Source organism: Polyangiaceae bacterium (genome assembly GCA_015075635.1).
Classification (GTDB): Bacteria; Myxococcota_A; Polyangia; order Polyangiales; family Polyangiaceae; genus JADJKB01.
In genome coordinates this window covers 889357-915380 of sequence record JABTUA010000003.1, presented here as the reverse complement: position 1 = coordinate 915380, position 26024 = coordinate 889357, and the positions used below count along the sequence as shown (strand labels likewise).

At 69.3% G+C, this 26024-nt stretch carries 19 protein-coding genes; 12 read left to right on the top strand and 7 right to left on the bottom strand.

Translation table 11 applies throughout. The features are described from left to right. The first annotated feature begins 244 nt into the window (after positions 1-244). Together HS104_34695 and HS104_34690 are read left to right on the top strand one after the other, a co-directional pair. Positions 245-5047: a hypothetical protein gene (locus tag HS104_34695; protein ID MBE7485105.1), complete on the top strand. Its 4803-nt coding sequence runs from the start codon at positions 245-247 to the stop codon at positions 5045-5047. Further along, positions 5044-6345: a hypothetical protein gene (locus HS104_34690; GenBank protein MBE7485104.1), complete on the top strand. Its 1302-nt coding sequence runs from the start codon at positions 5044-5046 to the stop codon at positions 6343-6345. The genes HS104_34695 and HS104_34690 overlap by 4 nt, the downstream gene beginning before the upstream one ends. A 166-nt stretch (positions 6346-6511) precedes the next feature. On the opposite strand, the gene HS104_34685 is transcribed toward HS104_34690, so the two are convergent. The 3 genes from HS104_34685 to HS104_34675 all read right to left on the bottom strand — a co-directional run bounded on the left by HS104_34685 (position 6512) and on the right by HS104_34675 (position 8830). Beyond that, on the bottom strand, positions 6512-6943 hold the full coding sequence (locus HS104_34685) for a type II toxin-antitoxin system VapC family toxin (GenBank protein ID MBE7485103.1): 432 nt from the start codon (positions 6941-6943) through the stop codon (positions 6512-6514). Further along, positions 6943-7215 (bottom strand): ribbon-helix-helix protein, CopG family, encoded by a 273-nt coding sequence (locus tag HS104_34680; GenBank protein ID MBE7485102.1) that lies wholly within the window; start codon positions 7213-7215, stop codon positions 6943-6945. The genes HS104_34685 and HS104_34680 overlap by 1 nt, the downstream gene beginning before the upstream one ends. 283 nt (positions 7216-7498) lie before the next feature. Then, complete coding sequence (locus tag HS104_34675) at positions 7499-8830, bottom strand: hypothetical protein (protein ID MBE7485101.1); 1332 nt, start codon at positions 8828-8830, stop codon at positions 7499-7501. A gap of 609 nt (positions 8831-9439) precedes the next feature. Between HS104_34675 and HS104_34670 the strand changes: the two genes are divergently transcribed. Further along, positions 9440-9928, top strand: coding sequence for a zf-TFIIB domain-containing protein (locus HS104_34670; GenBank protein ID MBE7485100.1), 489 nt, complete (start codon positions 9440-9442; stop codon positions 9926-9928). A 9-nt stretch (positions 9929-9937) separates the two neighbouring features. On the opposite strand, the gene HS104_34665 is transcribed toward HS104_34670, so the two are convergent. Further along, the gene (locus HS104_34665) at positions 9938-11158 is read right to left on the bottom strand and encodes an ATP-grasp domain-containing protein (protein ID MBE7485099.1); all 1221 of its coding nucleotides are present in this window, start codon (positions 11156-11158) and stop codon (positions 9938-9940) included. 79 nt (positions 11159-11237) lie between these two features. On the opposite strand from HS104_34665, the gene HS104_34660 reads away from it, so the two are divergent. Beyond that, a complete protein-coding gene (locus tag HS104_34660) occupies positions 11238-12386 on the top strand; it encodes a trypsin-like peptidase domain-containing protein (GenBank protein MBE7485098.1) in 1149 nt (382 codons plus the stop codon). 1 nt (position 12387) lies between these two features. On the opposite strand, the gene HS104_34655 is transcribed toward HS104_34660, so the two are convergent. After that, a complete protein-coding gene (locus HS104_34655) occupies positions 12388-14271 on the bottom strand; it encodes a VanW family protein (protein MBE7485097.1) in 1884 nt (627 codons plus the stop codon). A 118-nt stretch (positions 14272-14389) separates the two neighbouring features. On the opposite strand from HS104_34655, the gene HS104_34650 reads away from it, so the two are divergent. Together HS104_34650 and HS104_34645 are read left to right on the top strand one after the other, a co-directional pair. Beyond that, a complete protein-coding gene (locus HS104_34650) occupies positions 14390-14971 on the top strand; it encodes a hypothetical protein (GenBank protein ID MBE7485096.1) in 582 nt (193 codons plus the stop codon). 44 nt (positions 14972-15015) lie between these two features. Then, complete coding sequence (locus tag HS104_34645; GenBank protein ID MBE7485095.1) at positions 15016-16086, top strand: hypothetical protein; 1071 nt, start codon at positions 15016-15018, stop codon at positions 16084-16086. 31 nt (positions 16087-16117) lie between these two features. Here the strand turns inward: HS104_34645 and HS104_34640 are convergent, their stop codons facing one another. Both HS104_34640 and HS104_34635 read right to left on the bottom strand, forming a co-directional pair. Continuing rightward, on the bottom strand, positions 16118-17335 hold the full coding sequence (locus HS104_34640; protein MBE7485094.1) for an FG-GAP repeat protein: 1218 nt from the start codon (positions 17333-17335) through the stop codon (positions 16118-16120). 4 nt (positions 17336-17339) lie between these two features. Then, positions 17340-17831: a TerB family tellurite resistance protein gene (locus HS104_34635; GenBank protein MBE7485093.1), complete on the bottom strand. Its 492-nt coding sequence runs from the start codon at positions 17829-17831 to the stop codon at positions 17340-17342. Positions 17832-18010: 179 nt separating this feature from the next. Here HS104_34635 and HS104_34630 point away from each other — a divergent pair, with 179 nt between their 5' ends. From HS104_34630 to HS104_34605, 6 genes are all read left to right on the top strand, one after another. Next, positions 18011-19585 (top strand): hypothetical protein, encoded by a 1575-nt coding sequence (locus HS104_34630; GenBank protein ID MBE7485092.1) that lies wholly within the window; start codon positions 18011-18013, stop codon positions 19583-19585. Then, a complete protein-coding gene (locus tag HS104_34625) occupies positions 19586-20110 on the top strand; it encodes a hypothetical protein (protein MBE7485091.1) in 525 nt (174 codons plus the stop codon). Further along, on the top strand, positions 20107-20358 hold the full coding sequence (gene moaD / locus HS104_34620) for a molybdopterin converting factor subunit 1 (protein MBE7485090.1): 252 nt from the start codon (positions 20107-20109) through the stop codon (positions 20356-20358). The genes HS104_34625 and moaD overlap by 4 nt, the downstream gene beginning before the upstream one ends. A gap of 32 nt (positions 20359-20390) precedes the next feature. Then, entirely contained in the window at positions 20391-22232 is a 1842-nt protein-coding gene (locus HS104_34615) for a hypothetical protein (protein MBE7485089.1), read from the top strand. A 173-nt stretch (positions 22233-22405) separates the two neighbouring features. Next, complete coding sequence (locus tag HS104_34610) at positions 22406-24979, top strand: hypothetical protein (protein MBE7485088.1); 2574 nt, start codon at positions 22406-22408, stop codon at positions 24977-24979. Further along, a complete protein-coding gene (locus HS104_34605) occupies positions 24979-25857 on the top strand; it encodes a hypothetical protein (protein MBE7485087.1) in 879 nt (292 codons plus the stop codon). Before HS104_34610 ends, HS104_34605 begins: the two co-directional genes overlap by 1 nt. Positions 25858-26024: the final 167 nt, after the last annotated feature.

Here is a 26024-nt window from a genome sequence, read left to right as displayed (position 1 = left end):
CAAGGTCATGTCGGGGAAGCGCGCACCCGCGCGGACATGCGAGCGTGCCCAGCTTGACCGGCGCGCGCTCGACTCGATAGCGTCGATCGTACCAACCGGGAGGGTCGGCTCATGCTCACGCAGCACGCAGCACGCAGCACGCAGCACGCAGCACGCAGCACGCAGCACGCAGCACGCAGCACGCAGCACGCAGCACGCAGCACGCTTGCGGCGCCTGCTGGTTTGGCTTGCCCTGGCCGCCGCCGTGCTTGCGGTCCTGACACCGGGCGTCGCGCGGGCCGGGAAGCTCCTGGGCGGAAACGGGGTATGTCCCCTACACCATTCTCCTTGGGTTCCCCACCGTGCAACGCCGCAGCCGTGGGAGTGCAGCATCGACGAGGACGACGACGGTCTCGACGACGAGATCGAGTCGGCGCTCGCGGATTGCTTTGCGCCGCAGCTTCACTTCACGCCCGATGAGCCGGCGCTGGCCGTCGACATCAAGTTTCCAGGCGGACGCGAGCCATTCACCGTGTTCAACGCCTATCCCGACGGCGCGAACCCGAACGTGGTGCACATCAAGTACGGAACGTTCTTCGGCAAGGATGGCGGCTACTTCGACAATGTCGTGTACATCCCCAACGTACCCGTGCCGATCGGCTACTGCGGACAAGGCGAGAACAAGCACGATGGGGACTCGATGTCCATCGAGGTCGAAGTGGAGTTGGTCACCGGGTCGGACGGGCGCACCGAGGCGCAGCTCCTTCGTGTCGAAGGCTGGCACCGGGACCTTGCGGGCACCGACAGCTCGGCGCTTTCGTGCTCGGTCGCAACCGACCTGATAGACCAAGTTCTCTTCCCATACTTCCGCTTGATCGAGTGCAGGCCCCCCGCCCAAGTCGAGACCCTCCGACTCGGCACGGTGAACGGCTCCGCTACGCACCCCATCGTGTTCGCGTCGTGGGGAAAGCACCACTACTACCTGAACCCGCCAGACGGAACCTGGGGAAGGCAGAAGGGTCAAGTCCTAGACCCAATCGCAGGGGCGATCTGCGCGCTCTTCGGCTGCTCCGGTTGGGTTGACGTCTACGAGGCCGTTGAGAAGACCACCAAGACGGGGGCACTCGTCGTCAACCCCGTGCTCCACTGGGCCTACCCCACCGCCCAGGACAAGCCAGTCCCAACCAACGTGGGTGCGGTCATCGACCCGTCGGCCAACCCGCTCGTTTCCGACAGGGATGAGCTGTGCCAGGGCTACACCGCCATGTACGCCGCGGTGTGCGCCTGCGACCCGACGGCATTCCCGGCCTGCGCCGCTGCACCCTCCGACCCGACCGCGTGCCCGACGGTCAAGAGCCTGCGGGACATCAACTGCAATCCTCCGCCATCTGCGGACTCGCCGCCCGCGAGTGCATGCCTTGCGCGAAAGAACACGAGCGGGCCGTCGAAGTTCATCGGCTCGATTGGTCAGTTGTACCCGGGAGCTTCCATTCAGAGCGGGAGCAACTTCTGCGGGACGGGCCAGGGGCTGGCGGGCAATCTCCCTCCGGGTTGCAGCTCGCCCGGGTGTTCGAGCCCGTTGCGGCACATCATGGCGGGCCTGGACAGCACCACGCTGGACTCCGACGGCGACGGCGTTCCGAACCACAGCGACCTATGCCCGGGAAAGAAGCCGCCATTCTTCCTGGGAGCTCACCTCGACAGCGACGGCGACGGCGCGGGCAACGACTGCGATCCCTCGGAGCTGCGGGACCTGTATGTGGGCGGCAAAGGCTTCCCCGCCTTGGCCGCGACCGGGTACCAATCCGGGCCAGGCTTTGCGGTGGACTACAAGCGGCGCGGTTGGGCCGACACGGACTCGGACGGCCAGCTGAACGGCGCCGACTTCTGCCCTTCCACGCCCGGCGTCGTGGCGGAGAAGTTCGCGAACGTGAACGAATGGGGCGAAAGGGCGAGCTTCCCGGGAACCGGTTCGCCTGCATTCGCGAGCTACGCCCAGCAGAACGACCCGCTCCTCGGCAGCTACACGCCGAGCGAGAAGAACCCTGGCTTCCTGACGCGAGGCACGCTGTGCGATCCGTACGAAGCCTCGGCGATGAAGGAGGACACGACCGAACCCGACGAGGTCCAGGGTGACCCCTGTCCACCCCTCGGCTTGTTCGGCAAGAACGAGGTGTTCCTGTCAGTCACGCCCGCGCGCGGAGTGAGCGCGAACGATCCGGCGCTCACCGGCACGAGCTCCACTTACGTCGACCGGTTGAAGGCAACGCTCGAGCAAGCTCAGCCCGTGCTGCTCGATGCCCGGCGCTGCGGTTGCCCCGAGTTTGGTTCTACAGGGAAGGCGGCCTGTTTGGACCGAGAGACTGGCTCTTGCAGGCAGGTGTCGCCGCTGCCTTCCTTTCCCGACACTGGAAGGCAGTGGCTACGGGTCGAACGGAAAGGCTGCGCGCACGAGACGCTCGCGGGCCAACCGTATTGTCGACCGCTTCCGGCGCGCGCGGGGGTTCCGCCACCAGTCATCTGCCCGATCGGGCCCTCCGCGAGCTGTCCGCCGTCAGACCCGGCGTTCTGGCCCAAGCCCTACGACATGTCGTGGGCCTGGGTGCAGGAAGCGAAGACGTACCCTGCACACTTCCCCTCCGACTGGCTCAGTACCGGGATCGACATCGTCACCAAGAAGCCATACCTGAAAACGAAGCCGGGGCTGCGCTTCACGTTCGCGACGCGGACGTTCCTGAGCTTGACCGGCGCGGATGGAAAGCCCGTCGACACCGACGCGAAGCCGCACCGTTACCCGGCTCACCCCCAGCTCACCCGCGTGGTCGGCAATCAGGCGGATCCGAACCCGGATCGCGAGTCCACTACAGGCGCGACAGTGCCGCTTCAAGTCGGCAACGAACGGGCCGGGAACCTCCGCACCACCTTCACGGAGCGCTTCATCCAGCCAATCGAGCCCCACCTGGCCATCAACCAGGATCCGACCTGCCCGGATTTCGTGAACGCTTCACCGGCGTCGGACGCCATCCACATGGCGTATGGCCCTGGCTGCTGGCCGCCCTGGATTTGCTTCCAGTCGCTGGACCGCGACTCCGTGCTCGTGCGCGCCGGCGACCTGACGCTCGCGGCGCTGCTTCGCTTCGGAGCCGGCGGGCGAGCTCAGCCGATTCAGGTCACGTCGCCGGACGGGAGCATCCTCGGCGGGCTGGACTGCCTGGTTTCAGGGGACTGCGGCGGGCTCGGCATCGCGGCCGGCGGAGCAGCGCCCGCAGGGGCGGCCATCGCCTCTGGACCCGTTCCCTGGCGCCTCGCGGTGCTCGCCCCCGAGGCCGCGGGCGGCGCGCGTCACGGCGCGCGTCCGGGGCTCGTGCTCGTGGCCGGATCCGGCGCGACGGGACGAGCCGACCGGCTGTGGGCACTGAGCGCCGCGAGCACGACGGGGGCGCGAGCGCGCTATGTCGTGACCCGGACGGGCACCGCTCTGCCGGGTACTGCGCTCGCCGACGTGTTCCTGGAGACCGGGAGCAACGCCATTGTCGCGTTTGGCGAGCCGGACGCTGAAACAGCGGCGTGGCTCCGTGTCCTCGACCTCGAGACCTTCGAGTGGACCGAGCTCCCCGTGGATCCTTCCCTGCCAGGGCGCAGCGGCGCGGGCTACGCGCTCTTCGACACCGCCCTGTACAGAGCTGGGGGCCATGACGGTACGGAGCTGCGCGGCGACGTCGTGGCGATCGACTGGCGCAGCGGGACGATTGCAGACACGGGGCTGACAGGCGAGCCGTTCCCGCGTCGCTCGGGACCGTTTCTCGGATGGGATGCTCAGGGCGCTGGGCTGATCTACGCAGGCGGCGCCGACGCGTGGGGCGTCGCGCACAGCGACGTCTGGTCCTTGCGCGTGGGCGTCAGCGATGCCTCTCGCATCGCGCGCGACGTGGCGCTCCCGCCGGGAAGCCAGGCGATTGACCGCGGTTCCATGTTGCTGGCCAGCGGCGCCAGCGGCCAGGCGCTGTGGTGGACCGTCGGCCAGATCGGAGCATCGGATCAGGTAACGCACAGCGTGCGCATCGCCGAAGGCGGCGGCTGGGTCGATGCTGACCCCAGGACGCTCGCAGCGTCCTTCCCTCGCTGCGAGGACGGGACGGAGGCGCGCCGCTGCGCCACGGGAACCGAGTGGTGGCGGGCGCCCGGCGCGCTCTGCGACAGCACGTGCCGCGCGAGGCTGTCCGAGACGTCGGCCGCGCTCGCCCAGCTCCCGGGCACCGGAGCGAGCGACATCGCTCTCGAAGGCTCCTCGCTCTGGGTGGCGCGGGGCAATGACGTGGACCTTTGGACGCTGCTCTCCGGCAAGGCCGAGAAGATCACCTCGATTCCGCTGGGCTCTCCAGTCCGGGCGCTCGCGGAGCAAGATGGGCTGCTCGCAGCGGCCACGGACGCCGGGATCAGCAGGATGCTCGGGGGAACCGCCTCATCGACCGCGCTGGGCGCACCCGTGGATGTCTGCGGCGTGCCCCCGGACTTGGTGGGCGTCGGCGAAGGCCAGTGGGTCGTCGCGACGACGGCGGGGGCCGCTCTGCTCCGGACGAGCTCGGAGGGCGTTCTCGAAATCGCGAGCGAGGGCTTCCTCGAGTCGACCCCGAGCGGGTGGACTCTGGTGCCGCGCAGCACCTCGGCGGCGCACTCCAAGAAGTGCGCGGTGCTCGACAAGGCCGGTTGCGGCGCATTCTGCGGGCCGGACCTCCCGCGCAGGCTCGCCTTCGACGGTCGAGAGATCGAGCTCGCGCGCGGGCTCGCGTTGATACGGCTCCGGTGGAACGGCGACGGAGTGCTGGCCGTACACGACAGCCTGAAGGCTCAAGGCGTGATTCGGGGCGTCAAGTCGACCGGCAGCGTGTCCTACCTCGTCCCTGGCGGCCTCTTGGGGAACAAGGAAGACGCGGTGTCGCTTGGGGCCACGCTGACGCCCGCGGGCAAGCACGATGTCGGCGACTGGGTCCTCAGCGAGCAGAGCGGACCATTCCGAGCGCGGCTGAAGCCCGGCGGACGAGTCGAGATCGCGTGGGTCGGGCCGTGAAGAAGCTCCTTGCAGCCGCTGGCGGCGCGGCAGCAGTGTACGTGGCACTCACGAGCTTCGGTGCGTGCGGCAACCAGCGAGTCGAGAGCCACGAGCCGGACGCGGCCGCGGACGCCGACGCTGACGTGCTTGCCACCGGTGGCGCGCCCGGCGATGCGCCCGGCGACAACCCGGTGCCACCGTGGGACCCGGTCTGGCATAAGACCACACCGGCGAGCTTCCCGGTGCTTCCGCCCGGCCCGGCGCTGAAGGTCGACTGCGGAGTGCGCTGCAAGGTGATCTCGAGCTCGGAGCCCGACGGCATCTCGCCACGGCGCCCGCGCGCCAACGATGACTGGGCCGTCTTTCAGGTGGCTCCTGGGCGCGTGCAGGCCGTCCACCTAGCATCCGGCGTCGAGTATCTCGTTGACGACGGCCAGGACTGGCCAGGCTCATTCGGCGCCGCACTCCCTTCTCTCGCCGGCAAGCGGACGTTCTATGCAATCTCGAAGCCTGATCAGACAATCATGGTCGTGCGGGACCTCACGACGGGAGAACGCAAGCTGGTTTGGGCGGCACCGAAGCTCCAGGCAGGCGACGGTTCGGGCACGACAGCTTTCGCTGGACCGTACCTGTACTGGGACCACGCGCCCCCGAGCCGCTTCTATCGGTTCGACGTTCGGAACGGCGAGCTGAAGATGGTGTCGGGCGGTGGCTGCTTCTTCATGGAGGGCAGCGAAACCGGGTTCGCCACTTGCGCCGGCGAAGGGTGGATTGACCTCATCGACTTCGACAAGGGCCAGATCAGCCCCGTCGGCGACACGCAGAACGGAGCGGCGATGGGAGGGATCTCGGACGACGGCAAGACCATCGTGTGGTCGGATCTTCGCCACCCGGGACCGGGCGGTGAAAAGAGCACTTTCTTCCAGCCTATCGCGGGCAGTGAGATCTACCGACTCGACGTCGCGTCCGGGAAAGAGACCCGTGTCACGTTCGACTCCCCCACTAAGCCGGGTCTGAAGACCTTCACGCGGGCTGTCGGCGACGTCGTGCTTTGGCATTCTTTTCAAGAAACAAGCACTCCCACGCCAGACACAGACCTAGCGTGGCAAGCGTCAGCACCCGTCTGGTTTCAGAAGGCAGGCGGCGCAATCCAGCGCCTTCGCCAACCGGTGGACTGGGTGCTGTACGCGCAACCGATCACGAAGGGCATCGTTGGAATTTGGGTGCTCAAACCAGATGGTGGTTCGAACAGCGCGTACTTGGTTTCGATAGACTGGCCGCCGCCAGCTGACGGCGGCACGGCCGACGGCGGGTAGCCCCGGCGGCGCGTGCAGAGCGCGGCTGAAGCCGGGTGGCCGGCTCGAGGTCGCGTCGGTCGGGTCAACTCGCGGGGAACACTTTGGGCCGGGGCGCGCGACCGGCGAGGGGAAGCTGGATGAGGCGCAGCGGGCCGCTACGGTGCGTCCGACGCCGCACGCGCGATCACGGCACTAGCTCGAGCTCGAGCTCGAAGCGGTCACCCACTCTCAGCGGTCCGAAGTCGTCGCGGTCGATGGTGAGCACGCGATAGATGCGCCGCCGCTCGGCCACCACGGCTACGCTCGCGTCCACGATGCCCAGCTCCAGGCTCGCGAACTTCCGATCGAACACCAGCGCGCGCAGGATGTCGTGAATGTCCGGCGGTTCGTACTCGTACGCGGTCGCCGGATCGAAGATCTCCTCCAGCAAGCGGTGCATCGCGGGCCGGTGGTCGCGAAGGAAATGATCGACCTCCGCGAGCACCAGCGCCGGCACGACTACGCGGGATGCGCTTCGCAGCGCCACCTCGAACTTCGGCCACGTCGGCTTGCCGTCCGGCCTCTTGGCCAGCGCACGCAATAGCCCTCCCGTGTCCGCGACGAGCGCGCGCGCCATCAGCGCCGGGTCTTTTTGAACAGCAGAGCTTCGCCACCGAGGCTCTCAGAGGTCGAGACGAAGAGCCCCGTGGAAGGTGGTCTCCGCTTGCCCCGGTAGTACTTCGCCGCGACCAGGCGCAGGCCGCGCCGGATCAGCTCGGAGGACGAGAGGCCATCCGCTCGCGCACGTGCCAGCGCCTCCACGTCCTCCGCATCCAACCGCACCGTGGTCGACTGCTTCTGCGACATACGTTCGACATACACCTGAGCTTCGGGTGCTGCAAGGCTCACGTTCGCGCCCTGGGCGCGAGGGCTTCGTCCGGGTGCTGTCGGGGGCGCGAGGCGCGGTTCCGGATCCAACTCACGGCGCGTCGACGCACGCCAGAGAGCGTGGCGCCCGACTTCGGGGCGTCGATACCGCTGAAGATCAGCTGACGCGGCGGAGAGCAGCTCTCGACGAGCGCCGGGGTGCCGACACCTTGCGACGGATCGACGAAGCACCAGCCGCAGTTGTCGAGCTGAGCGCCGGTCTGCTCGCAGGTTCAGCGATCCCAGCTCATCTACCCGCCGCTTCTCAGGGCTTGACCTTCGTCGTCGGCCCGGCGGGTGCCGGACCCGAGGTGATCCAGGTCCAGTTGTCGACGAGTGCAGTCGAGTCGAGCAGCCCGTCGCCCGAGTCGTAGACCGTGAAGCGCATGGTCACCGTCGTGCCGCCGCTCGCCGGAACGGTCGTGACCATCCAGCCCGTCGCGGCATGACCCTCGAAGCCAGTGCCGGCGAGCAAGGTCGCCCCCTGCGCGCAGGAGTAGGTCTTGCCGCCCGCGGTGCAGGGCGGGCCGCCCGTACAGGAGCACACGTCGATCAGCACCGAGTTCACGCTCATCGGGTTGCCCTGCGCATCGAACAGCACATTGGCATCCTTCTGCCCGCTCGGGATCGGGGACAGGAGCGCGAGGAAGAAGTCGCCATACGTGCCACACACGTAATCGGGCCACTCGAACGTGTAGAAGGCCGAGTCGAAGCTGAAGCCGACGGCGTTCGTCGGCACCCGCACCTCGACCTCCAGCGCGACTCCGTCGTGTGGAGCGCCCGGGATCACGGCCGGGCACGCGGGTGACTCCTTCGGGAAACCCGCGGGGCTGCCCGAGGTGATGCCTTTGTCCCAGCCGGAAGGGCTGAGGTAGCCAGCGTCGCTCGGCTGGCGCGCGGTGCCGCTCGACAGAGCAAGCAGCTTCTTGCCTGCCTGCACCTTGCCGCTCGCTCCGAACGCGCCGAGCACGCCGTGTCCGAGATGGAACTCCGCCTCGTTCGTCGTCGGGACCGCGATGCCGTCCGGCAGCACCCACTTCGCGCTCACCAGGCCCCAATCCTTCTGCCCCGTGGCCTTCTTGCAGAGCTCGATGCTCTTCGCCGCCGTGAGCGAGTCCTTCTCGTCGAGGGCAACCGTGTCGTCGCAGGGCACGAACGCTTCGTCGATCTGACCGTTGCAGTCGTCGTCCTTCGCGTTGCCGCCGACCTCGATGGCGCCAGGCCCCACTTCGTCGTCGCAGTCGTTGCAGTCACCTGCAGCGACCGTGAAGCCGTCTTGGTCCATGTCATCGTTCGGGCCGCTCGTGCATCCTGTCCCGGAATCGCCGGAGCTGCCTCCCGCGCTGGTGCCCGCGCTACCACCTGCACCGCCGCCCCCAGCAGCACCGCCTGTCGCTCCGCCGCCAACTCCCGCGGCGCCGCCCACGCCCCCGCAGTCACACGCGCTCCAAACCCCGTTCGTGACGCAGCTCTGCGCGCCGTTGCACTGGCCGGGGCCGAGGCAAGCGCGCGTGTCGCCTTGGGTGCACTTGCCAGTGTCATTGGCTTTTCCCCCGTCAGACCCGCACGCGCCGGCGAAGAAGGCTGCCGCAGCCACGGAAGAGATGACGAGCGAATGGATCCTGAGCTTCGATGGCATCGAACTCCTCCCGTCCCGCACACGAGAAGGATGACACGAGGACGATGTAGGTTTCCACCCGAAGTCCGCTGGTGTCGGGGTGACTCGGACCGCCTTGCCCGTGCTCGAGCGCGGGCGCCGACTACCGCCTCGAGCGCCGCGCCGCGAAGAACGCATCGAGCCGAGCGCGACGCTCGGCCGCGTCCGCGGGGCGGGAGTCGGCGAGGTTCTCGTTCTCACCCGGGTCGGCGCCCAAGTCGAAGAGCTCGAGCGTGTGCAGCCGGTCGTCGGCTTGAGCCCGTCGTCGAACAGCATGGCCCGGTGGCCGCGCTCGGACTCGGCGACGATGGGGCGTCGGAGCGCGACGCGCTGCCCGCGGAGCAGCAGCGCCAGCGCACCCCGGCGATGCGCCCCGCGACCTCGGTCAAACCGAAGGATCGCGCCCCATCCGTCAACGCTCGGGAGCTCATCCGGCGCCCGAGCTTCGCACGATCGGCGGGGCTGAACCAGGAGCCAAGGTTGCTCAGCCCGCGAAATCGCGCTCTCGTGAGGAGCGTGATCGGCTCCACTGCTTGCCCTCGTTGTCGCGTGGCGCTCTGCCTTCGCCAGGCACCGGACATGGCGATCCGCGAGTGCCCGCGCTGCTCTGGGATCTGGCTCGACAATCGCGGCTGCCAGTCGCTCATCCGAGGCACGCTCTCCGAGCTCGCGCGCCAGACCCTCCTCGCGCTCGACGCGGGAGCGGAGCAGCTCTCCACCGCGGCGACGGGCCCCGCTTATCGAGCGCCGGCCTCGGTGACCAACGACCCGCGCCTCGAGTGTCCGGACTGCGCGGCCGAGCTCGTGGCCCTGATGACGACCGAAGACCAGCACGGCGTCCGCGTGCGACTCGACGTTTGCTCGCACCACGGGACCTGGTTCGACCGACACGAAGCCTGGACGCTGTTCCAGGCTGCGGAGCTCCGGCAGCTCTCGTACGGCGTCGAGCTCCAGGCCCTCGCCGCGGAGCGCGGCTTCGCCGAACACGAGCAGCTTTGGTACGGCTTCACCGCGACGGCGAAGCCTTGGCGTTCGTGAAGGGCGCGCTCAATCCGCGTAGTGGATCTTCAAGGTCCGGAGGATGGTCGCGATCAGCTCCTGGACCTTCGCAGTGCTCTCGTGGCGCACGATCACGTAGCCGTCGCCTTCGTAGCTGTCGTTCTTCTGGGCGCCGATGCTCGGGAGCCTGGCTTCGACCAGGTACTTTCCGACCGCCTCGTGGGTCTCGTGCACGCCGGTGACCGCCACCACGCGCCCGCGACCCATGCCCCGCACGTAGGCGCAGCCGGCTGCCCACCTGCGCTCCCAGGGAGCGTCCAGCTCCCCGTCCACGACCGCCCGCGCCCAGGCGCGGTACACGTCGATGTCGTGGACGACCCCGGTCATGTGCAACAGCTGCGCGCCCGGCGGGCGGGCCGCGATCTCGCCGATGGCCAGCGAGCCGTCGCTGCGCTGGAACCACTCCATGTGGGTCATGCCGTCTTCGAGACCCAGGGCGCGCACGGCAGCGAAGCCCAGCTCCTTGGCGCGCGCCGCGAGCGGCGTGTCCACCTCTCGCGGCAGCACGCAGGCCCACTGGATCCACGGCGTCTCCAGCACCTCGAGGCAGCCCGGCTGGTAATTCGAGATCGAGAACACCCGCGGCTCGCCGCCGATGGTGATGGTCTCGAAGCTGTGCTCGCTGCCTCGCAGCATCTCCTCGGCGAGCACGGGTGAGCCGGGCCCGACGCCGAGCCCCTGGAGCGCGCGCAAGAGCTCGTCCCACGACGAGACCCGGAACGTCGCCTTCGCGCCCATGCCCGCGGGCGGCTTCAGGATCATGGGAAAACCGACCTCGGCCGCGAAGTCCCGGGCGCCCTCTTCCGAGCCGAGCAGCCGGTGGCGCGCCACGGGCAGGCCGGCCGCGCGGAGCGCGTCCTTCATCCGTGCCTTCTCGCGGAACAGCTGCGCCGTCTTCGGGTCGGTGCCGGCCACTCCGTAGCGCGCGCGGGCGTGCGCCAGCGTCACCAACATCATCTCCAGGATGCCGACGATGCGGAACGGAGCGCCGTGCCTCCGGCTCAGGATCTCGACGCCTTCGAGCACGTCGCTCAAGCTGGTCGGCTCGGTCACCCGAACCATGTCGTGGTAGACGGGGCCTTCCTCGGCGGGCGGCGGCGTGTGCACGATCCCGAGCAGGCGCACGTCGTCGAGCCGGGACACGGCGCGCACGAAGCGCATCGTCGCGGGCGACGGGAACGGGGCGACGAAGATGACGTTGCGGGGCAAGACCCGAGGGTCGTTCCGCGGCGGGGTCGCGTCAATCCGAGCGAGCCGAACGGCGCGAGCCCAACTATCATCCGCCGCCATGAGCCCCAGCATTCGAGCCGGCTTGGTCATCGCCTTCGCGCTCTGCCTCGCTCCGAGCTGCCGTTCGTCGGGCGAGGCGGCCACGAGCTCACCCTCCGAGCCCGCCACGGCCGCCCCGCCCCCGCCTCCGCCAGCGTCAGTCCCGCCCCCGGCGCCAGCTTTGCCGGCCGACTTCCGCACCGAAGACGAGCGCAACAGCATCGAGGTGTTCGAACGCGTCTCTCCGAGCGCGGTGTTCGTGACTCAGAAGCAGCTCGTCGTGGACTACTGGGCGGGACGCGCGACCGAAGTGCCTTCCGGCGCCGGCACCGGCTTCGTGTGGGACACGAAGGGGCACATCGTGACGAACTTCCATGTGGTGGCCAACGCGCGCGCTCTCACGGTCACCCTCCAGAGCCAGAAGACCTATGCGGCGCAGGTCGTGGGCAGCGAGCCGCGCAAGGACATCGCCGTGTTGCGCATCCAAGCGCCGGCGCCAGAGCTCACGCCCATCGTGCTCCCGCCGCCCGCGAGCAAGCTGCGCGTGGGTCAGAAGGCCATCGCCATCGGCAATCCGTTCGGCCTCGATCACACGCTCACCACCGGTGTCGTGAGCGCCTTGGGCCGCGAGGTCGAGGGCGTCGGGGGCGTGACCATCCGCGACATGATCCAGACCGACGCCGCCATCAACCCCGGTAACTCCGGCGGACCGCTCCTCGACAGCGCCGGGCGCCTGATCGGCATGAACACCATGATCTTCTCCAAGAGCGGGGCCTCGGCGGGCATCGGCTTCGCCGTACCGGTGGAGACCATCCGGCGCGTCGTGCCACAGCTCGTCGAGAAGGGACGAGTCGAGCAGGTGGGGCTCGGCGTGCAGATCGACCCGCAGCGCCGCATCGAGCGCCGGCTGGGCTTGCCGGGCGTGGTCGTGCTCGCCGTGATCCCGGGGTCCCCCGCCGACAAGGCAGGAGTGCGCGGGCTGGGACGCAGCGCCGACGGGCTCACGCTCGGCGACGTGGTGGTGGGAGTCGCCGACGAGCCCGTCAAGGACTACGACGATCTCTACAACCTGCTGGACGGCCGCAAGCCGGGCGAGCGCGTGAAGGTCGTGCTCCTCCGCGGCGCCGAGCGCGTGACGCTCGAGCTCGAGCTGGTCGTCGTGGAGTGACTCACTCGGCCGGCTCGGCGGGCGCCTCTCCCCCGTCCGGCTCCGGGCACTTCTCGCCGGTGTGCCCCGGCTCGCCCTTCGGCACCTTGCACGGATGCACGATCACGCGGCGCGTGCGCGGCTTGTAGACGACCTTCCGCTTCTCTTCCTTCTTGGTCCCGTCCCCGAGCTCGATCTCGCGGGTGACGAATACGGTCCAGCCGATCTGACCTGCCTCCATCGTCTTGTCCTTCTCCGGTGGCTGGGTCAGGTCCGGGATGTACTCGATGGGGGGCTTCACCAGGTTCTGCTGGGGGCTCACCTTGAAGCGGACCTTGCGCCCGCCGGTGTCGCCGAAGATCTTCACCGTGATGTGGTCGTCGCCGTACTCCGTCCAGATCAACGCGCCGGCTTCGGTGTCGTTCCGGAACGCCACGTCGGGCTTGGGCCATGAGAGCGTCGCGTCCCTGCCCATGGGGTAGCGCGCGAACCAGAAGGTGTGGGGAGCTCGCTCCAGGATGTCGTAGCCCGCCAGGAAGAGCGCGTTGAAGAGCGTCGTCGCGAACTGGCTCACGCCACCGCCCAGCGAGTCCACCATCTCCCCCTCTTCGATGGTGGGCGCGGGCTTGAAGCCGTTCTTCGCGGTCCGGGGCCCAACCAGAGCGTTCACGCTGAAGCTGTCGCCGGGCTTCACCACCTGGCCCCGCAGCATGTCCGCGATGCGGTGGATGTTGTCCACGCGCGGCTGGCAGCAAGGATGATGCGTGGTGAATCGGCCCACCAGCTTGGTGATCTTCAGGGCCTCGAGCGCCTCCGTCGTCACCTCGGGAGGGGCGCCCTTGTCCAGCGGCAAAGGCCCGCTGCGCGTGGGCGTCGCGGCGGCTTCGAGCAGCGCCCGAGCCACCTTCGCCGAGCTGAGCAGCGTGCCGTTCTTTCCCGGGTCGATGCGCACGCGGTCCTGCCCTTCGACCACGAAGCGCGCGTCCTGGGGCGGCGCCTCCAGCTTGGCCCTGAGCGGGGCGAGCTTCTCCTCGACGACGCCGGCGTCGAAGCCGAGCGCTACGCGCGGCTCGGCGGGCGTCGGCTCGCCGCTCCTCAGCGCGCGTAGGGCGTCGTCCTTCTCGAAGCGAAACGAGAGCTCACCCTCCGCGGTCAGGGTGATGGCTTCGCTCACCAGCCCGGAGGCTCGCGTCACTGCGGCCTCGACGGCGCCGGCGACCGTGAACGCCTCCCGCTCCGCGAGCGGGAGCTCCAGCATGCCTCGCGGCCAGGTCGCGAGTGCGGTCACCAGCTCCTCCGTCGCGCGCTCGCGGTCGATGACGTGGCCCTTGCGCGGTGGATCGGCGACCACCGCGCCGCCCTCCACGCGCACACCGCCGCTGAACGGCAGGTCCACATGACGCCGCTCCCACTCGTCGAAAGACGCCAAGAGCGCGCTCCGGTCGACTTCGGCAGCGGGGGTCAGGTGAGCGGGCGCGGACCAACGCGCGACCCAGAAGCGAAGCTCCGACCAGAACCCCGCGCCCCTTCCGAGAGCGAGCGCTCGGCGCGCGGTCTCCGGGGCGTCGATCCGGAGCGCGAGCTTCTTCGGCTCGAGCTCGAGCTCTGCGCCGCGCACGCGGATCCGAAGCGGGTGCTCGCCGAGCTTCACGCCCAGCTCGCCGGCCACGCGCTCCACCTCGGCCGCCGACATGCCGCCTACGTGGGTCTCCCCGAGCATGACACCGCGGAGCGCGCGTTCGGAGTGGCGCGCGCGATCGAGGAAGTATGCGCCGAGCAGGAAGACCGGCAAGAGCGCCAGCGCCCAGAGCATCCACCGCCGCACGCGCCGCAGAGCCCGCACGGGCGGCTCGGCTGCGTCACCCTCGGGCGTCCCCTCGGGCCCCTGGTTCTCTTCGTTCGGCACCACGCGTCAAGTCTCGGCGAAGCGCACGGAATCTCGGCCAGCGACAGGTCGAAGACAAGTGTGAGGCGAGCAAATTTGGGGTTGCGGCGCCGGTCGGCGTGCTAGAACGAGCCGTAGAGTGTGGGTCCGTAGCTCAGCCATCCGTCCCGTCCCCTCGTACGCGCGGGTTCCGACTCACGCGCTCGACTCCGTGCGCGAGAGCTTGGCGGACGACGACGACGCGGCGCGTGAGCAGCTCGACGCGGCGTTCGAGCGCTTCGAGCGCAGCCAGCCGGCGCTCGCAGCGCGCGTCGCGGAGACGCTGGGCAAGCCGCTGGACGAGACTGCGCTGGCGCTGGGCTACTTCCTGGCCCTGGCGGTGTGGCTCTCGTTCGAGAAGATCCACGGCGAGCACGTCTCGGAGATCCGCGAAGACGAGCTCACGGCCACCGAGGAGCTCCTGACCCTGGACGAGGAGCTGCGGCGGGCGGATCCGGCGGAGGCGCTCGACAGCGACGACGTCATCGGCATGGAGCAGCCGGACCTGGTGGAGTTCGTCCACGAGCACGTGGACGCCACCCTGGAAGCGCACGCCGACGAAGTGGACGTGGACGACGTCCACCAAGTGTACCGCGTGGTCCTGATCGAGATTTTGGCGCTTTCCTACGCGGTCCAGCGTCCCAGCGGCTACCCCGTCGCGAAGACCGAGCTTTTGGCGTAGTCTTCCGGCCGCGAGCGCGCCCTCCCCGCTCGCATGGAGCCGAGATGCGTGCCCTGCGATTCTCCCTGTTCTCACTTCCGTTCGCGGTCTTCGTGGCCTGCGGCGGCGTCACCGACATCGACTACCAGGGGCCGGACGCCAGCGCCGGCGGTTCGAGCGGCGCCGGCGGCACCATCATCGGCGGCACCGGCGGCGGCATCACCGACGGCGGCAGCGGCAACATGGGTGGAACTGGTAACGTCGCCGGCACTGGGCCGACGGGCGGCACGGGCAACGTCGCCGGCACCGGCGCGACGGGTGGAACGGGCGTGGTCTGCGGCGGCGAGCTCTGCCCGCCCCCCAGCGTCCCCATCGGCCAGGTCGACTCGTGCTGCGTCGGCGACAAGTGCGGCATCAGCTCGAGCTTCATCGGTGGGCAGTGCATCGAGCTCGGACAGGAGGGCAAGCTCGATCCGACCTGCCCGCCGCAGACCGTCCAGGGCCTGACCCTGCAAGGCTGCTGCAAGCCGAGCGGCATGTGCGGCGTCCTCGACACCTTCATCGGCGTGGGCTGCGTCGATCCCTCGCAGTTCGGCGTGGGCACGCCCACGAAATGCGGCGGCACCGGCACCGGCGGCACCGGCGGTGGCGGCACCGGCGGCACTGCGGCCGGCGGCAGCGGTGGAACGGGCGGCACTGCGGCCGGCGGCACCGGCGGCATCACCGATGCGAGCGTGGGCGGCACCGGCGGCGTCAGCGCCGACGGCGGCATTCCGGGCGAGGTCTACTGCGACAACAGTCCCAACGTCATCGTCTGCTCGGCCGCACAAAACTGCTGCCTCTTGAACCCGGGGCAGGAGTACTGCACGCCGAAGGCCACGCCCTGCGCGTGCACCGGCGCCAACTGCGACGCCACCACCGTCAGCTGCGACGGGCCCGAGGACTGCAGCGGTGGTCAGATCTGCTGCGGCACCTTCTCGCAGCAGGCCAACGCCTACACCACGCTCAAGTGCCAGAGCACGTGCGGTGGCCAGTGGGAGCGCGAGATCTGCAAGCCGAACGGCACCTGCACGACCAGCGGCCAGACCTGCTCGCAGTCGAGCTTTCTGACCAGCTACATCTGGCGCTGCAACTGACCCGGGCTCGACCCGAATCAGAAGGCCCGACTCACAGCCTCAGCACGTAGGCCGCGCCCGTACGCTCGGCGACGAGCGGCGCGCCGATCACCAGGCGCTCGTTCGAGATCGCCAACGAGTAGCCGAACCAGTCCTCGTTCTTGCCGTCCGGCGCCGTGACGGTCCGCTCGAGCTTCCAGCCGCCGTCCCGCTTCTTGTAGAGCAGCACGCGTCCCGCCTCGACCAGCGGGAAGCCCACGGCCAAGAGGCCGTCGCCGAGGGCCAGAGCGGCGTCGGCGAGCCCGGTGGTGAGCGGCGGCGTGAAGCGCGCGCTCTCCTTCCAGGCCCCGTCGGTCTCGCTGAACAGGCTGATCTGCTTGTCGCTGGTCGCGGCCAGGGTCGTTCCCGCCACCGTCACGGTGCTGCCGAAGTGCTGCGTCTCCGCGGCCTCCGTCTCGACGAGCTCGGCGACCTGCTCGAAGCCGGCCTTGCCGCGCCGGTAGACGATCACCAAGCCCTGCTCGTTCAGCTTGCCCGAGTAGGGTGCGCCCACCACCACCAGGTCCCCGGACGCGGAGATCACCTCCGCCGGGCCGTTCTGGTGCTTGAAGGGCAGCGTCTGCTTCAACCCGAAGCCGGCTTTCCCGCGCTCGAAGCCGTAGAGCGCGCCGCCCGCCTCGCGGCTGTTGCCGACGACCAGCGTCGAGCCGGCGAGCGCCACGCCGATGCCGAAAGAGTCGTCCTTCTTCGCGTCACTCGCGCTGAGCTTTTCGCCCTTGGACCAGCCCTTGTCATCCCGGGAAAACACGTAGGCGGCACCCGTCTCCTTGCTCTTGCCGTCGTCGTAGAGGGCTCCGGCCAGGATCACGCTGCCGTCGAAGGCCACGGCGTTGCCGAGCTGGTGCGAGCCAGGAGCGACGAGCTCGGCCTCGAGCTCGAGCTTTCCTCCGCTGTCCTTGAACACGAACACCGAGCCCGGGTGGGAGTCCTCGGTCTTTCCTCTGCGCTTGAACGAGGTGACCACCACGCGATCGCCCACACTGCCCACCGAGTAGCCGAGCTCGTCGCCGGCGCCGACTTCCGCCGGGAGGCGCACCACGCCGGCGCTGTCTCCCGCGGGGGTGGCCGCGCTGGGAGCCGACGCGCTCGGCGCTGGGAGCGCCGCCGACGACGACGCGCTTGACGGCGGCGCAGGAGGAGCCGGCTCCTTCTTGCAGCCAGCGCACGCCGCTGCCGCCAAAAGAGACGCAGCCAGGAGCTTCGGACGCACCAGCTCAGCCCTCGCTCTGCTGCTCGCCGCCCCGGGCGGCGCGCGCCCCCTCCAGGCGCTCGTGGATGATGCGCCGGAGCGCACCGAGGTCGTAGCGCATCGGGCGGATGTCCTCGGACTGGTGCGCGACCTCGCGCATGATGGCGTCGGCGTGCTCCCGGGGCTTCTCGGGGATCTTCAGCGCGTCGCCGAGCTTCGCCAGCGCGGCGACCTCCGCCTCGCTCACGTCACCGTCGAGCCAGGTCATCCACGAAGCCACCGCGTAGACGAAGAGCTTGTCCTCCTTGGACATGCCGCGGCGGTCGATCTCGCCGAGCTCCACCGGGAACTTCGTGGCCTTCTCGATCTCCTCGACCTCGGCCAGCCCGAGCCCCTCGTCCATGGCGGTCCGGACGATGGCATCCGCCTCTTCCGAGTCCAGGTTTCCGTCCGCCCAGCCCACGGCCGCCAAGGCGATGTACACGTCCTTACCGAGCTTGTGCTTTTCGTCCGACATCGACGCCCTCCGAGAGAGCGTGCTTCTACCATGGGCGATGTGGGGCTCGGAATGAGGAGGCATCCGCCGGTCCCGCCGGCAGTTTCCGTGGGTTTTCGCCAGCCATCGATGATGGTGACACCCAAGGGTCGTCTGATCATGGCAAGACCGCCCGAGTCGAGGCTAGCATTCGCCAGAAAATGTCTGCCCCTGCCTCGGCGCGACTGGCCCGATCCGTCCTCGCCGCTTGCTTCCTGCTAGCTCCACTGTGCCTCGCGGCCAAGGCCGACGATCAAGCCAAGAAGGTCATCCGCGAGGCGATGGAGGAGGACTACCTCGCCACCAACATGAGCACCGCCGTGGCGAAGCTGCGCAGCGCGCTGGAGAGCTGCGAAAAGGGCAAGTGCAGCAAGGACACCTTCGCGGCGATCTACGGGGCGCTGGGCACGGTGTACTCCGCCGGGCTGTCGGCTCACGAAGACGCGGTCGCCGCGTTCAAGAAGATGTTGGAGGCGGACCCCAAGGCCAAGCCGCAGAGCGCCTACCTGACCGCCGACGTCCAGAAGGCCTTCGACAGGGCCAAAGCCGAGACGAAAGGCGCGGGCGAGGCGCCCGCGCCAGCCGGCAGCGCCAGCGTCGCCGTGCTCGAGGAGCAGCCGTGGAGCGAGCAGGCGACGTTTCACCCGGTCCCGGTCTACGTGAAGGTGCCGAGCGGTGTGAAGGTGTCGCGTGTCGTGGTTCGCTACAAGAGCCCGGCCGACTCGGAGTGGCGGGAGCTGCCCATCGCCAAGCACAAGGGCGGGTTCGGCGGGCTCATCCCTTGCGCGGCGGTGGAGAAGGAGGGCGAGCTCGTCTACTTCGTGACCGCGTTCGACTCGAACCTGGACCGCGTCGCCAGCGCGGGCTCGGAGGCCGAGCCGCGCAAGGTGAAGCTCAAGGCCGCCATCAGCGGGCGCCAGCCGTCGCTGCCCGGCAGCGTTCCGCCGGAGGGTTGCCCGCGGCCGGTGCAGGGACTCTCCTGCGAGACCAACGACGACTGCCCCGGCGCCAAGGTCTGCGTGAACCTCGCCTGCGTGGACGAATCCAGCCTGGAGAAGCCGAAGGAAGACGAGGAGCCGAAGGACGACAAGCCGCGCAAGCGAAACTGGCTGTCGCTCGGCTTCTCGCCGGACCTCACCGTGCTCTCCAACGTGTCGGACGCTTGCAGCCCGAAGGCCCAGCAGGAGGGCACGCTGGCCTGCTACTTCAAGGGTGACGTGCCCTACACTGGGACGCCGCTCGCCGGCGACGGCAACACCCTGAAGGGCGGCGTCGGGCTCGGCTCGATGCGAGTGCTGGCCGGGTACGATCGCCTGATCGGCACCGCGCTGACGCTCGGCGCGCGGGTCGGCTACGCCTTCGCCGGAACCCCGGAGCGGGCCGGCGGCAAGAAGTACATGCCCTTCCACGCCGAGGCGCGAGGCGCTTATTGGCTCGGGAACGATCCCTTCGCACGAGCAGGCGTCCGCCCCTACGTGCTGGCGAACGGCGGCCTGGCGGAGGTGTCCGCCCGCCTCTCGACCGAGGTGCTCGAGGACGACGGGGTCGGCGGCCGGCGCAAGCACAAGCTCGACGTCTACAAGACCAGCGGGCAGTTCTTCGCGGGCGCGGGTGTCGGCGTGCACTATGCCGTGTCGCCGGAGGCGGCGATGGTCATCGAGGTCGCCGGCCGCGCCATGCTGCCGGACTTCGCGCCGGTGATTGCGCCGTCGCTCGGATTCGCCTACGGCCTGTGAATGCTCCTCAGCGCCGACGCCAGCCTCTCGTATCCGCGCCCTCTGGTCTTCGCGACCTACCGCGACCACCTGGTCGATCTGGTGGAGTTTCTGCCGAACATCCGCCGCATCGAGGTCAAGACCCGGAAGGACGAGGGCAAGCGCACCGAGCTCCTGAACGAGTGGCACGGCGGCGGCGAGATCCCTGCGGCCGCCCGCGCCTTCCTGAGCGAGAGCATGCTGAGCTGGTCGGACTACGCCAGCTGGAACGAGGACGACTGGACCTGCAGCTGGCGCATCGAGACCCACGCCTTCACCGAGGCCGTGTCCTGCGCGGGCAAGAACCACTTCGTGGAGTCCGACGGCAAGACGCGGCTCGAGATCCGCGGCGAGCTCGTCATCGACGGCGCGAAGCTCAAGGGCGTGCCGAAGCTCCTGTCCAAGCGGGTCGCGTCCGCGGTGGAGGACATCCTGGTGAAGAAGATCACCCCGAACCTGCTCAGCGTCAGCGACGGGCTCCGCCGGTACCTCGAGCAGAAGCGATGAACACGGTGCGCGTGCTCTACTTCGCCGGCGTGCGCGACCTGGTGGGACGGGCCGAAGAGGAGCTCGCGCTCGCCGACGGCGTGCGCGACCTCAGCGGCTTCGTGCGCTGCCTGCTGACCGCCCGCCCCGAGCTCGAGGGGCGACTGACGGGCGTTCGCTTCGCCATCAACGAGACCTTCGCCGACGCCGGTGACCCGATTTCTGCCGGCGACGTCGTCGCGGTGATCCCGCCGGTCGCCGGCGGCTGAACGCGTCGAGGCAGTGGGCTAAGCTCTCTGCCATGGGTGGCGGACGACCCACGAGTCCGTACCGGGCACCTCACGAGCTCGAGGCCCCGGTGAACGTCGGGGTCGCCGTCGATCGGGCGGCCGAGGCCGCGAGCCGCCGCGGGCTCTCGGGCGCGGCGTTTCGGGCCTGCGTGACCGGCACGACCCTCGAGCGGCGGACGCTGGTGCGAGCGCTCAACCGCATCCGCCGGCGGCAGGCGGTGCTGGTCACCGAGCCGGCGATCCCGGGCGCGAGCTCCTTCCTGTCTCCGCTGCCCGACCCGAGCCTCGCCGAGGTGTGGGCAGAGGACCCGAGCGAGCTCGAGGCGGCGTCTCGCCGTGAGAGCCCGTGCGCCGGCTGTGAAGGTCACGGGATCGGCTGCCCGACGTGCAACGGCAGCGGCCGCGTGCTCGCCCGCCTGACCGTCACGAGCGAGCTCCGCCAGGCGGTCGTCAGCGACGATCCGCGTGGCCCCGACACCTACGCGAGGCTGCTCGAGCCTGCCGACTTCGACGCGCCGAACGTGAGCCTGCCGGGCGAGCTCGAGTCGGACTCGGAGCTCGCGCCGGAGGCCTGCCCCGCGAAGCTCCTGGCGCCAGTCGACACCCGGCTCGATCGCATCGAGTCGATCCGCGTGCAGAAGCTCGCGAGCTCGGTGGTGCGCGTCGCCTATTCGCTCGCGCAGCGCCCGGGCTTCGTGGACGTGTCGGTCCACGACGGCCACGTGCTCGAGCACAGCGACTTCGAGCCCATCGCGCGGCGGCGTTGGCTCAGCTTCGGCGCCGGAGCCACCACCGGCGCCTTGGGTTTCGTCACGCTCTTGGTGTATGCCAGCCGCGACGCCTGGTTCATCGCCCATGGCAACCTGCCCCTGCTCGGCCCGCTGGCGCTCGGGGCGGCCGTCGCCGCCGGCGTCGGCACGGCGGAGCTCACGCTGCTCGCCCCGGCGCGAAACCCTCGCCGCCTGGCGCTCGCCTTCGGCACGGCGCTGGCGGCGCTGCTCGGCATGGGCCTCTCGTGGGGCGCCAAGGCGCCCAGCATCGACCGCGCCGTGACGCTGCTCGCCGCCGGGCGCGAGGCCGACGCGCGCTCCGAGGCCCAGGCGCTGATTCGCCTGGACTCGAGCGCAGGCGCTGCCCGAGAGCTCTTGGACGAGCTCCACCGGCGCCGGGTGACCCGGAGCCAGGGGCTGGACGAGCTGGCCAGCGTCGTGGCCGAGCCCTGGCAGACCGAAGAGGCCCGGCTGAACGCGCAGGCCGCGCTCACGCGGGCGGTGCTCGCGGCGGCGGATCAGGCCTACGCCAAGGGCGCCCGCTTCGAGCTGGAGCGCTTGGCGTCTCCCACCTCCCCAGGTGACGCCCAGAGCCGCGAGTACGCCCGCGCCTTGGTGCAGCTCCTCGAGCTCGCGGACTGCATCGCGCGAGTCGATCTGATCTGCGTCGCCCGCGACCTCGGTCGCCGCGTGCCTCCCGCCGTGCAGCGGCACAAGGACGCGCTGCGGACGGTTGCCTTGACGGTGCTGAGAAAGGAGCTCGACCAGAGTCACTCCGAGCGCGTGGACGGCCCGAGCGCAGCGAGGCGGCAGCAGGCGCTGAAGCGCGCCATCGAGCTCACCAAGGTCTACGAGAAGGTCACGGGAGCGGAGCTCGTGCCGGGCGTCGCGGAGCTCGAGAAGGAGGATATCTGGCGGCTCTGGGAGGCGGCCGGAAAAGAGGCGCAGGCGGAGCTCCGCGCCGAGAAGGTCGAGGATGAGCGCAAGCGCAAGCAGGAGCGCGAGAAGCTCGTGGAACGGAGTCGCCGCCCGCGCGGGCACCAGCCGACTTGCCGCGCGCGGGCTGGCTGCTCCGCAGGGTGAGGCCCCGCGAGTCGGTCGCCGATCACAGCTCCGGAGAGCGCCTCTGCGAGCGAGAAACGCGGTAGCTGCCACAGCCGACCACAGCGTGTGCGAATTCGCACATGGATCGAGAGCCAGCTCGGGCGCTACACTCCCACTCCAGGGCGGATTGACATCGGAGGCGGCGATGAAGCATGGACGTTGGGCGTGGGTTGGCGCTGGTCTGTTCGTCCCGCTCCTGGCCGTGCGCCCGGCGTCCGCTACCCCCCCCCCCCGCCACGGCAGATCAGACGGGTGACAACGTCCGCACCATCGAGTGGGAGCCGCCGGTTCCCATCCCTGGGCTGAGCCGGTGGGCGAGCCTGTGGCTCGGGCGAGCCGCGGCGCGTCCCATCCCTCCCGCGATCGCCACGCGCCTCTACGCGGAGCGGGCGCGCCTGATCCGCCACTTCGCCGCCAGCGCCGAGCTCTCGGCGCTCCTCGGGGTCGAGCCCGCCCGCGACCTGCTCGAGCCGCTGGACGGCGATCTGCGGCGACGGGTGATGGCGTTCGAGCAACGCTTCACGCGAGGAGTCACCGCCGTGGTGCGCGGCGGCCGCGTGTCCATCCACCTGGACGCGAGCGGCACTGCAATCAGCAGGGTGGTCAGCACCTTCCAACCCGATCTGGAGCCGCCCGAGGTGGAGATCGCGCCGGCCGAAGCCATCGAGACCGCGCTGTCGGCCCTGGCCGATCAGGTCGCGGTTCCGGTCCTCGCTCCCGACGATCCGGTCCCCTTGGTCGTCCTACGACTCCCCGGGTTCATCAGCGGAGCGCGCCGCGCGTCAGAGGTTCGACGGGGCAACGACCGCATCGCCTATTCCGTCCGGGTCGTCACCAACGACGCCGTGCAGCGAGAGCTGGCGGAAGTCCTGGTGGACGCAGCGACGGGAGAGCCGGTGGAGGTCATCCCCTTCGGCAAGATCCCGACTCTTCACGTGGGACTCGTGCCACACGAGCTCGCCACTCCCAGTCTGTTCGTCGGCGAAGCGATCATGCAGGCCGTGATGTGCGGAGCTGAGGATGGACAGGGGCCGGACACCGATCTGATCTTGCGACGCTTCTCGACGACGCACTTCCCGCTCCACTCTCCGTCGTTCTTCGCGATGGTCTCGTGCAACGAGTGGCTCGGGGATCGCATGGTGAACGCGAACGACATCGTGACGTTCCGCGATGACCCGACGGTCGGGCCGGGATTCGACGCGGGCAGGACCTTCATCGACGACGACAACGTCTGGGTCGGGACCGATCCGCTCGTGCCGGAAGCCGTGAACATCCACTATTGGGGCGAGCGCACGCTGCGGTTCTTCAAGAAGGCCGGCTACGCCACCCGCGAGGGCAGCGGCCAGCCGGCGAGGTTCGTTGCCTGGCGCACGACCAAGGACCCTGGCGGAGCAACCGTGGGGGCTGCCTTCAGCAAGCTGAAGACGCCGATGGGAGACGAGAACGGCGTCATCTTCGTCATGAGCGGTGGCCCGCACTTCAAGACCGCTGCCGACCCGATGGTGCTCGCCCACGAGTTCGGTCATTCCGTGTACCGCGACACTCTTCCTCACGCAGCGAACCAGACCGAGGAGAAGTCCATCGGCGAGGGCATCGCCGACTGCTTCGCGGCAGCCGCGCTGCGCGACATGAAGGACGAGTGGGAGGCCGATCCGGTCAACCACCCGCCGCACCTCGGCTACAGCGACCCGGTCATGGGCCACCCCGAGTTCTCGTTCTGGGCAGGCAGTTACAAGGACGCGTTGAATCTCACGAAGCCTGGGTACCCGAACCTCTTCAACCCCAAGGAGAGCTCGCCCACGGACTGGCCGGTCAAGCCGTTCCGCTTCTCCCACTGGTCCGGCCTACGGCCGACCGATGACGACTACGAGGAGAAGAGCACGCTCGTCGGGGCGGTCTGCCGGCTGCTGGTGACGGGTGGCCACTCCTGGGCCAAGACGAACGTCGCAGAGACGGCCGGCGGGAGCCCGAAGGACGCCCTGTACGACCCAGTGGGCGTGCCGCAGAAGGACAAGGAGCGGGTGGGATTCGAGCGGCTGAGGAGGCTCTTGCTCTACACCCTGATCGACTCGAAGAATCACGCCAAGACCTTCCATGACTTCATCGAGATCCTGGCCGGCAACGCCAAACAGCTCGCGAAGACCGAGTGGCCCGCGACCAGCCTGGAGATCGACGAGAAGGTGCGACGTGCCTTCGGTGAGTACGGCTTCGGCCGGGGCAGCGAGCTGGAGCCCAACGACCCGACGAAGCTGAATCTCCTGGGCAACAGCGCGGCCGCGAATCTCATCGCGGCGGGCTCGAACTTCCACCGCCCGATCGAGGGAGGGCTCTGTACCACCGAGGAGGACTTCTTCGTCGTGAACGAGAAGGCGGCTGCCGGGGACGAAGTCGATTTTCAGGCGGAACTCACGGGCGGAAACGCGCAGTTCGAGGTCCGTTTCTACCAGGACAAGGCCTGTGACTTCGAAGAAGGGCAGATCCAGACCTGCGCACCGAGCCGGCAGGTCTACCCACCGCTGAACACGCCTCCAGAACAGGCCCTGCAATCCGACACCTTTACCTTCTCCATTCCCGGTGGAGGCGGCTGCACGGCCCCGTGCCCCGACCCCAAGTACCGGCGCCTGTTCGTGGGGATCCGCATGAAGCCCGGCGGCACCTGCAAGTCGAAATACAAGCTGACAGTCAAGTACAAGTCCCGCGCTCCGGGGAACAAAGGAGTCGAATGATGGCATCCAGGACCATTCTCGTGTGCCTGCTGGCAGCGGCCGGAGTCGCGTGCAGCCGCAGCCCCATCGACGACGGGCGTGTGGACTCCGGGCCCCCGTACTCGGGCTACCCGCGGGTGTCAGCGGGCGCCGGAAAATCGTGCTTGCTGGACGCAGCCGGGCACCTGAGCTGCTGGGGCAACATCATGCCGATCAGCGACATCATTCCGGACAAGGTGTTTGCCGACGTGGACGTGTCGACCTCGGCCTGCGGGCTCGAGCGCGACGGGACGCTCACCTGCTGGCCCAAGGAAGAGCTGATGGGGGTCGGCGCGTTCCCGGCGGGACGGTATTCGCGCGTCTCCGTGTGGGGCGGGAACGCCTGCGCCGTTCGACTCGACGGCGCGCTCGCCTGCTGGGGCGAGCCGAGCTACGGGATGACGGATCCGCCGCAGGGCAAGTTCCGCGAGGTCGCGCTCTCGGGGACACATGCTTGTGCCATCCGGCGAGACGGCACGCTGGCCTGCTGGGGGCTGAACGGCGACGGGCAAGCGACGCCGCCCCCCGGCGCTTTCGTCTCCGTTGCGAGCGGGACGCAGCACTCGTGCGCGCGCAACGTGGACGACGTCGTGGCCTGCTGGGGTGCGCCGGACACCTTCGGCCACCTCCACAATCAGATCGCCCAAGAGGTCCACTGCGGGGATACTTCCACTTGTGTCATCCACCGCGACGGGACCCTCGAGTGTACGGGGCGCTACCCGCAGCTTCGCCAGCCGCCCTCCGGTCGCTTCGTGCAGATGGACATCGGCCTGGATCACGCCTGCGCAGTCCGCGCGGACGGCAGCGTGGCGTGCTGGGGCGGCAACTTGCACGGACAGTCCACTCCACCGGCCAGGTGAGCCCAACGACCCGACGAAGCTGAATCTCCTGGGCAACAGCGCGGCGGCGAATCTCATCGCGGCGGACTCGAACTCCCACCGCCCGATCGAGGGTCAGCTCTGTACCACGGAGGAGGACTTCTTCGTCGTGAACGAGAAGGCGGCCGCCGGGGACGAAGTCGATCTTC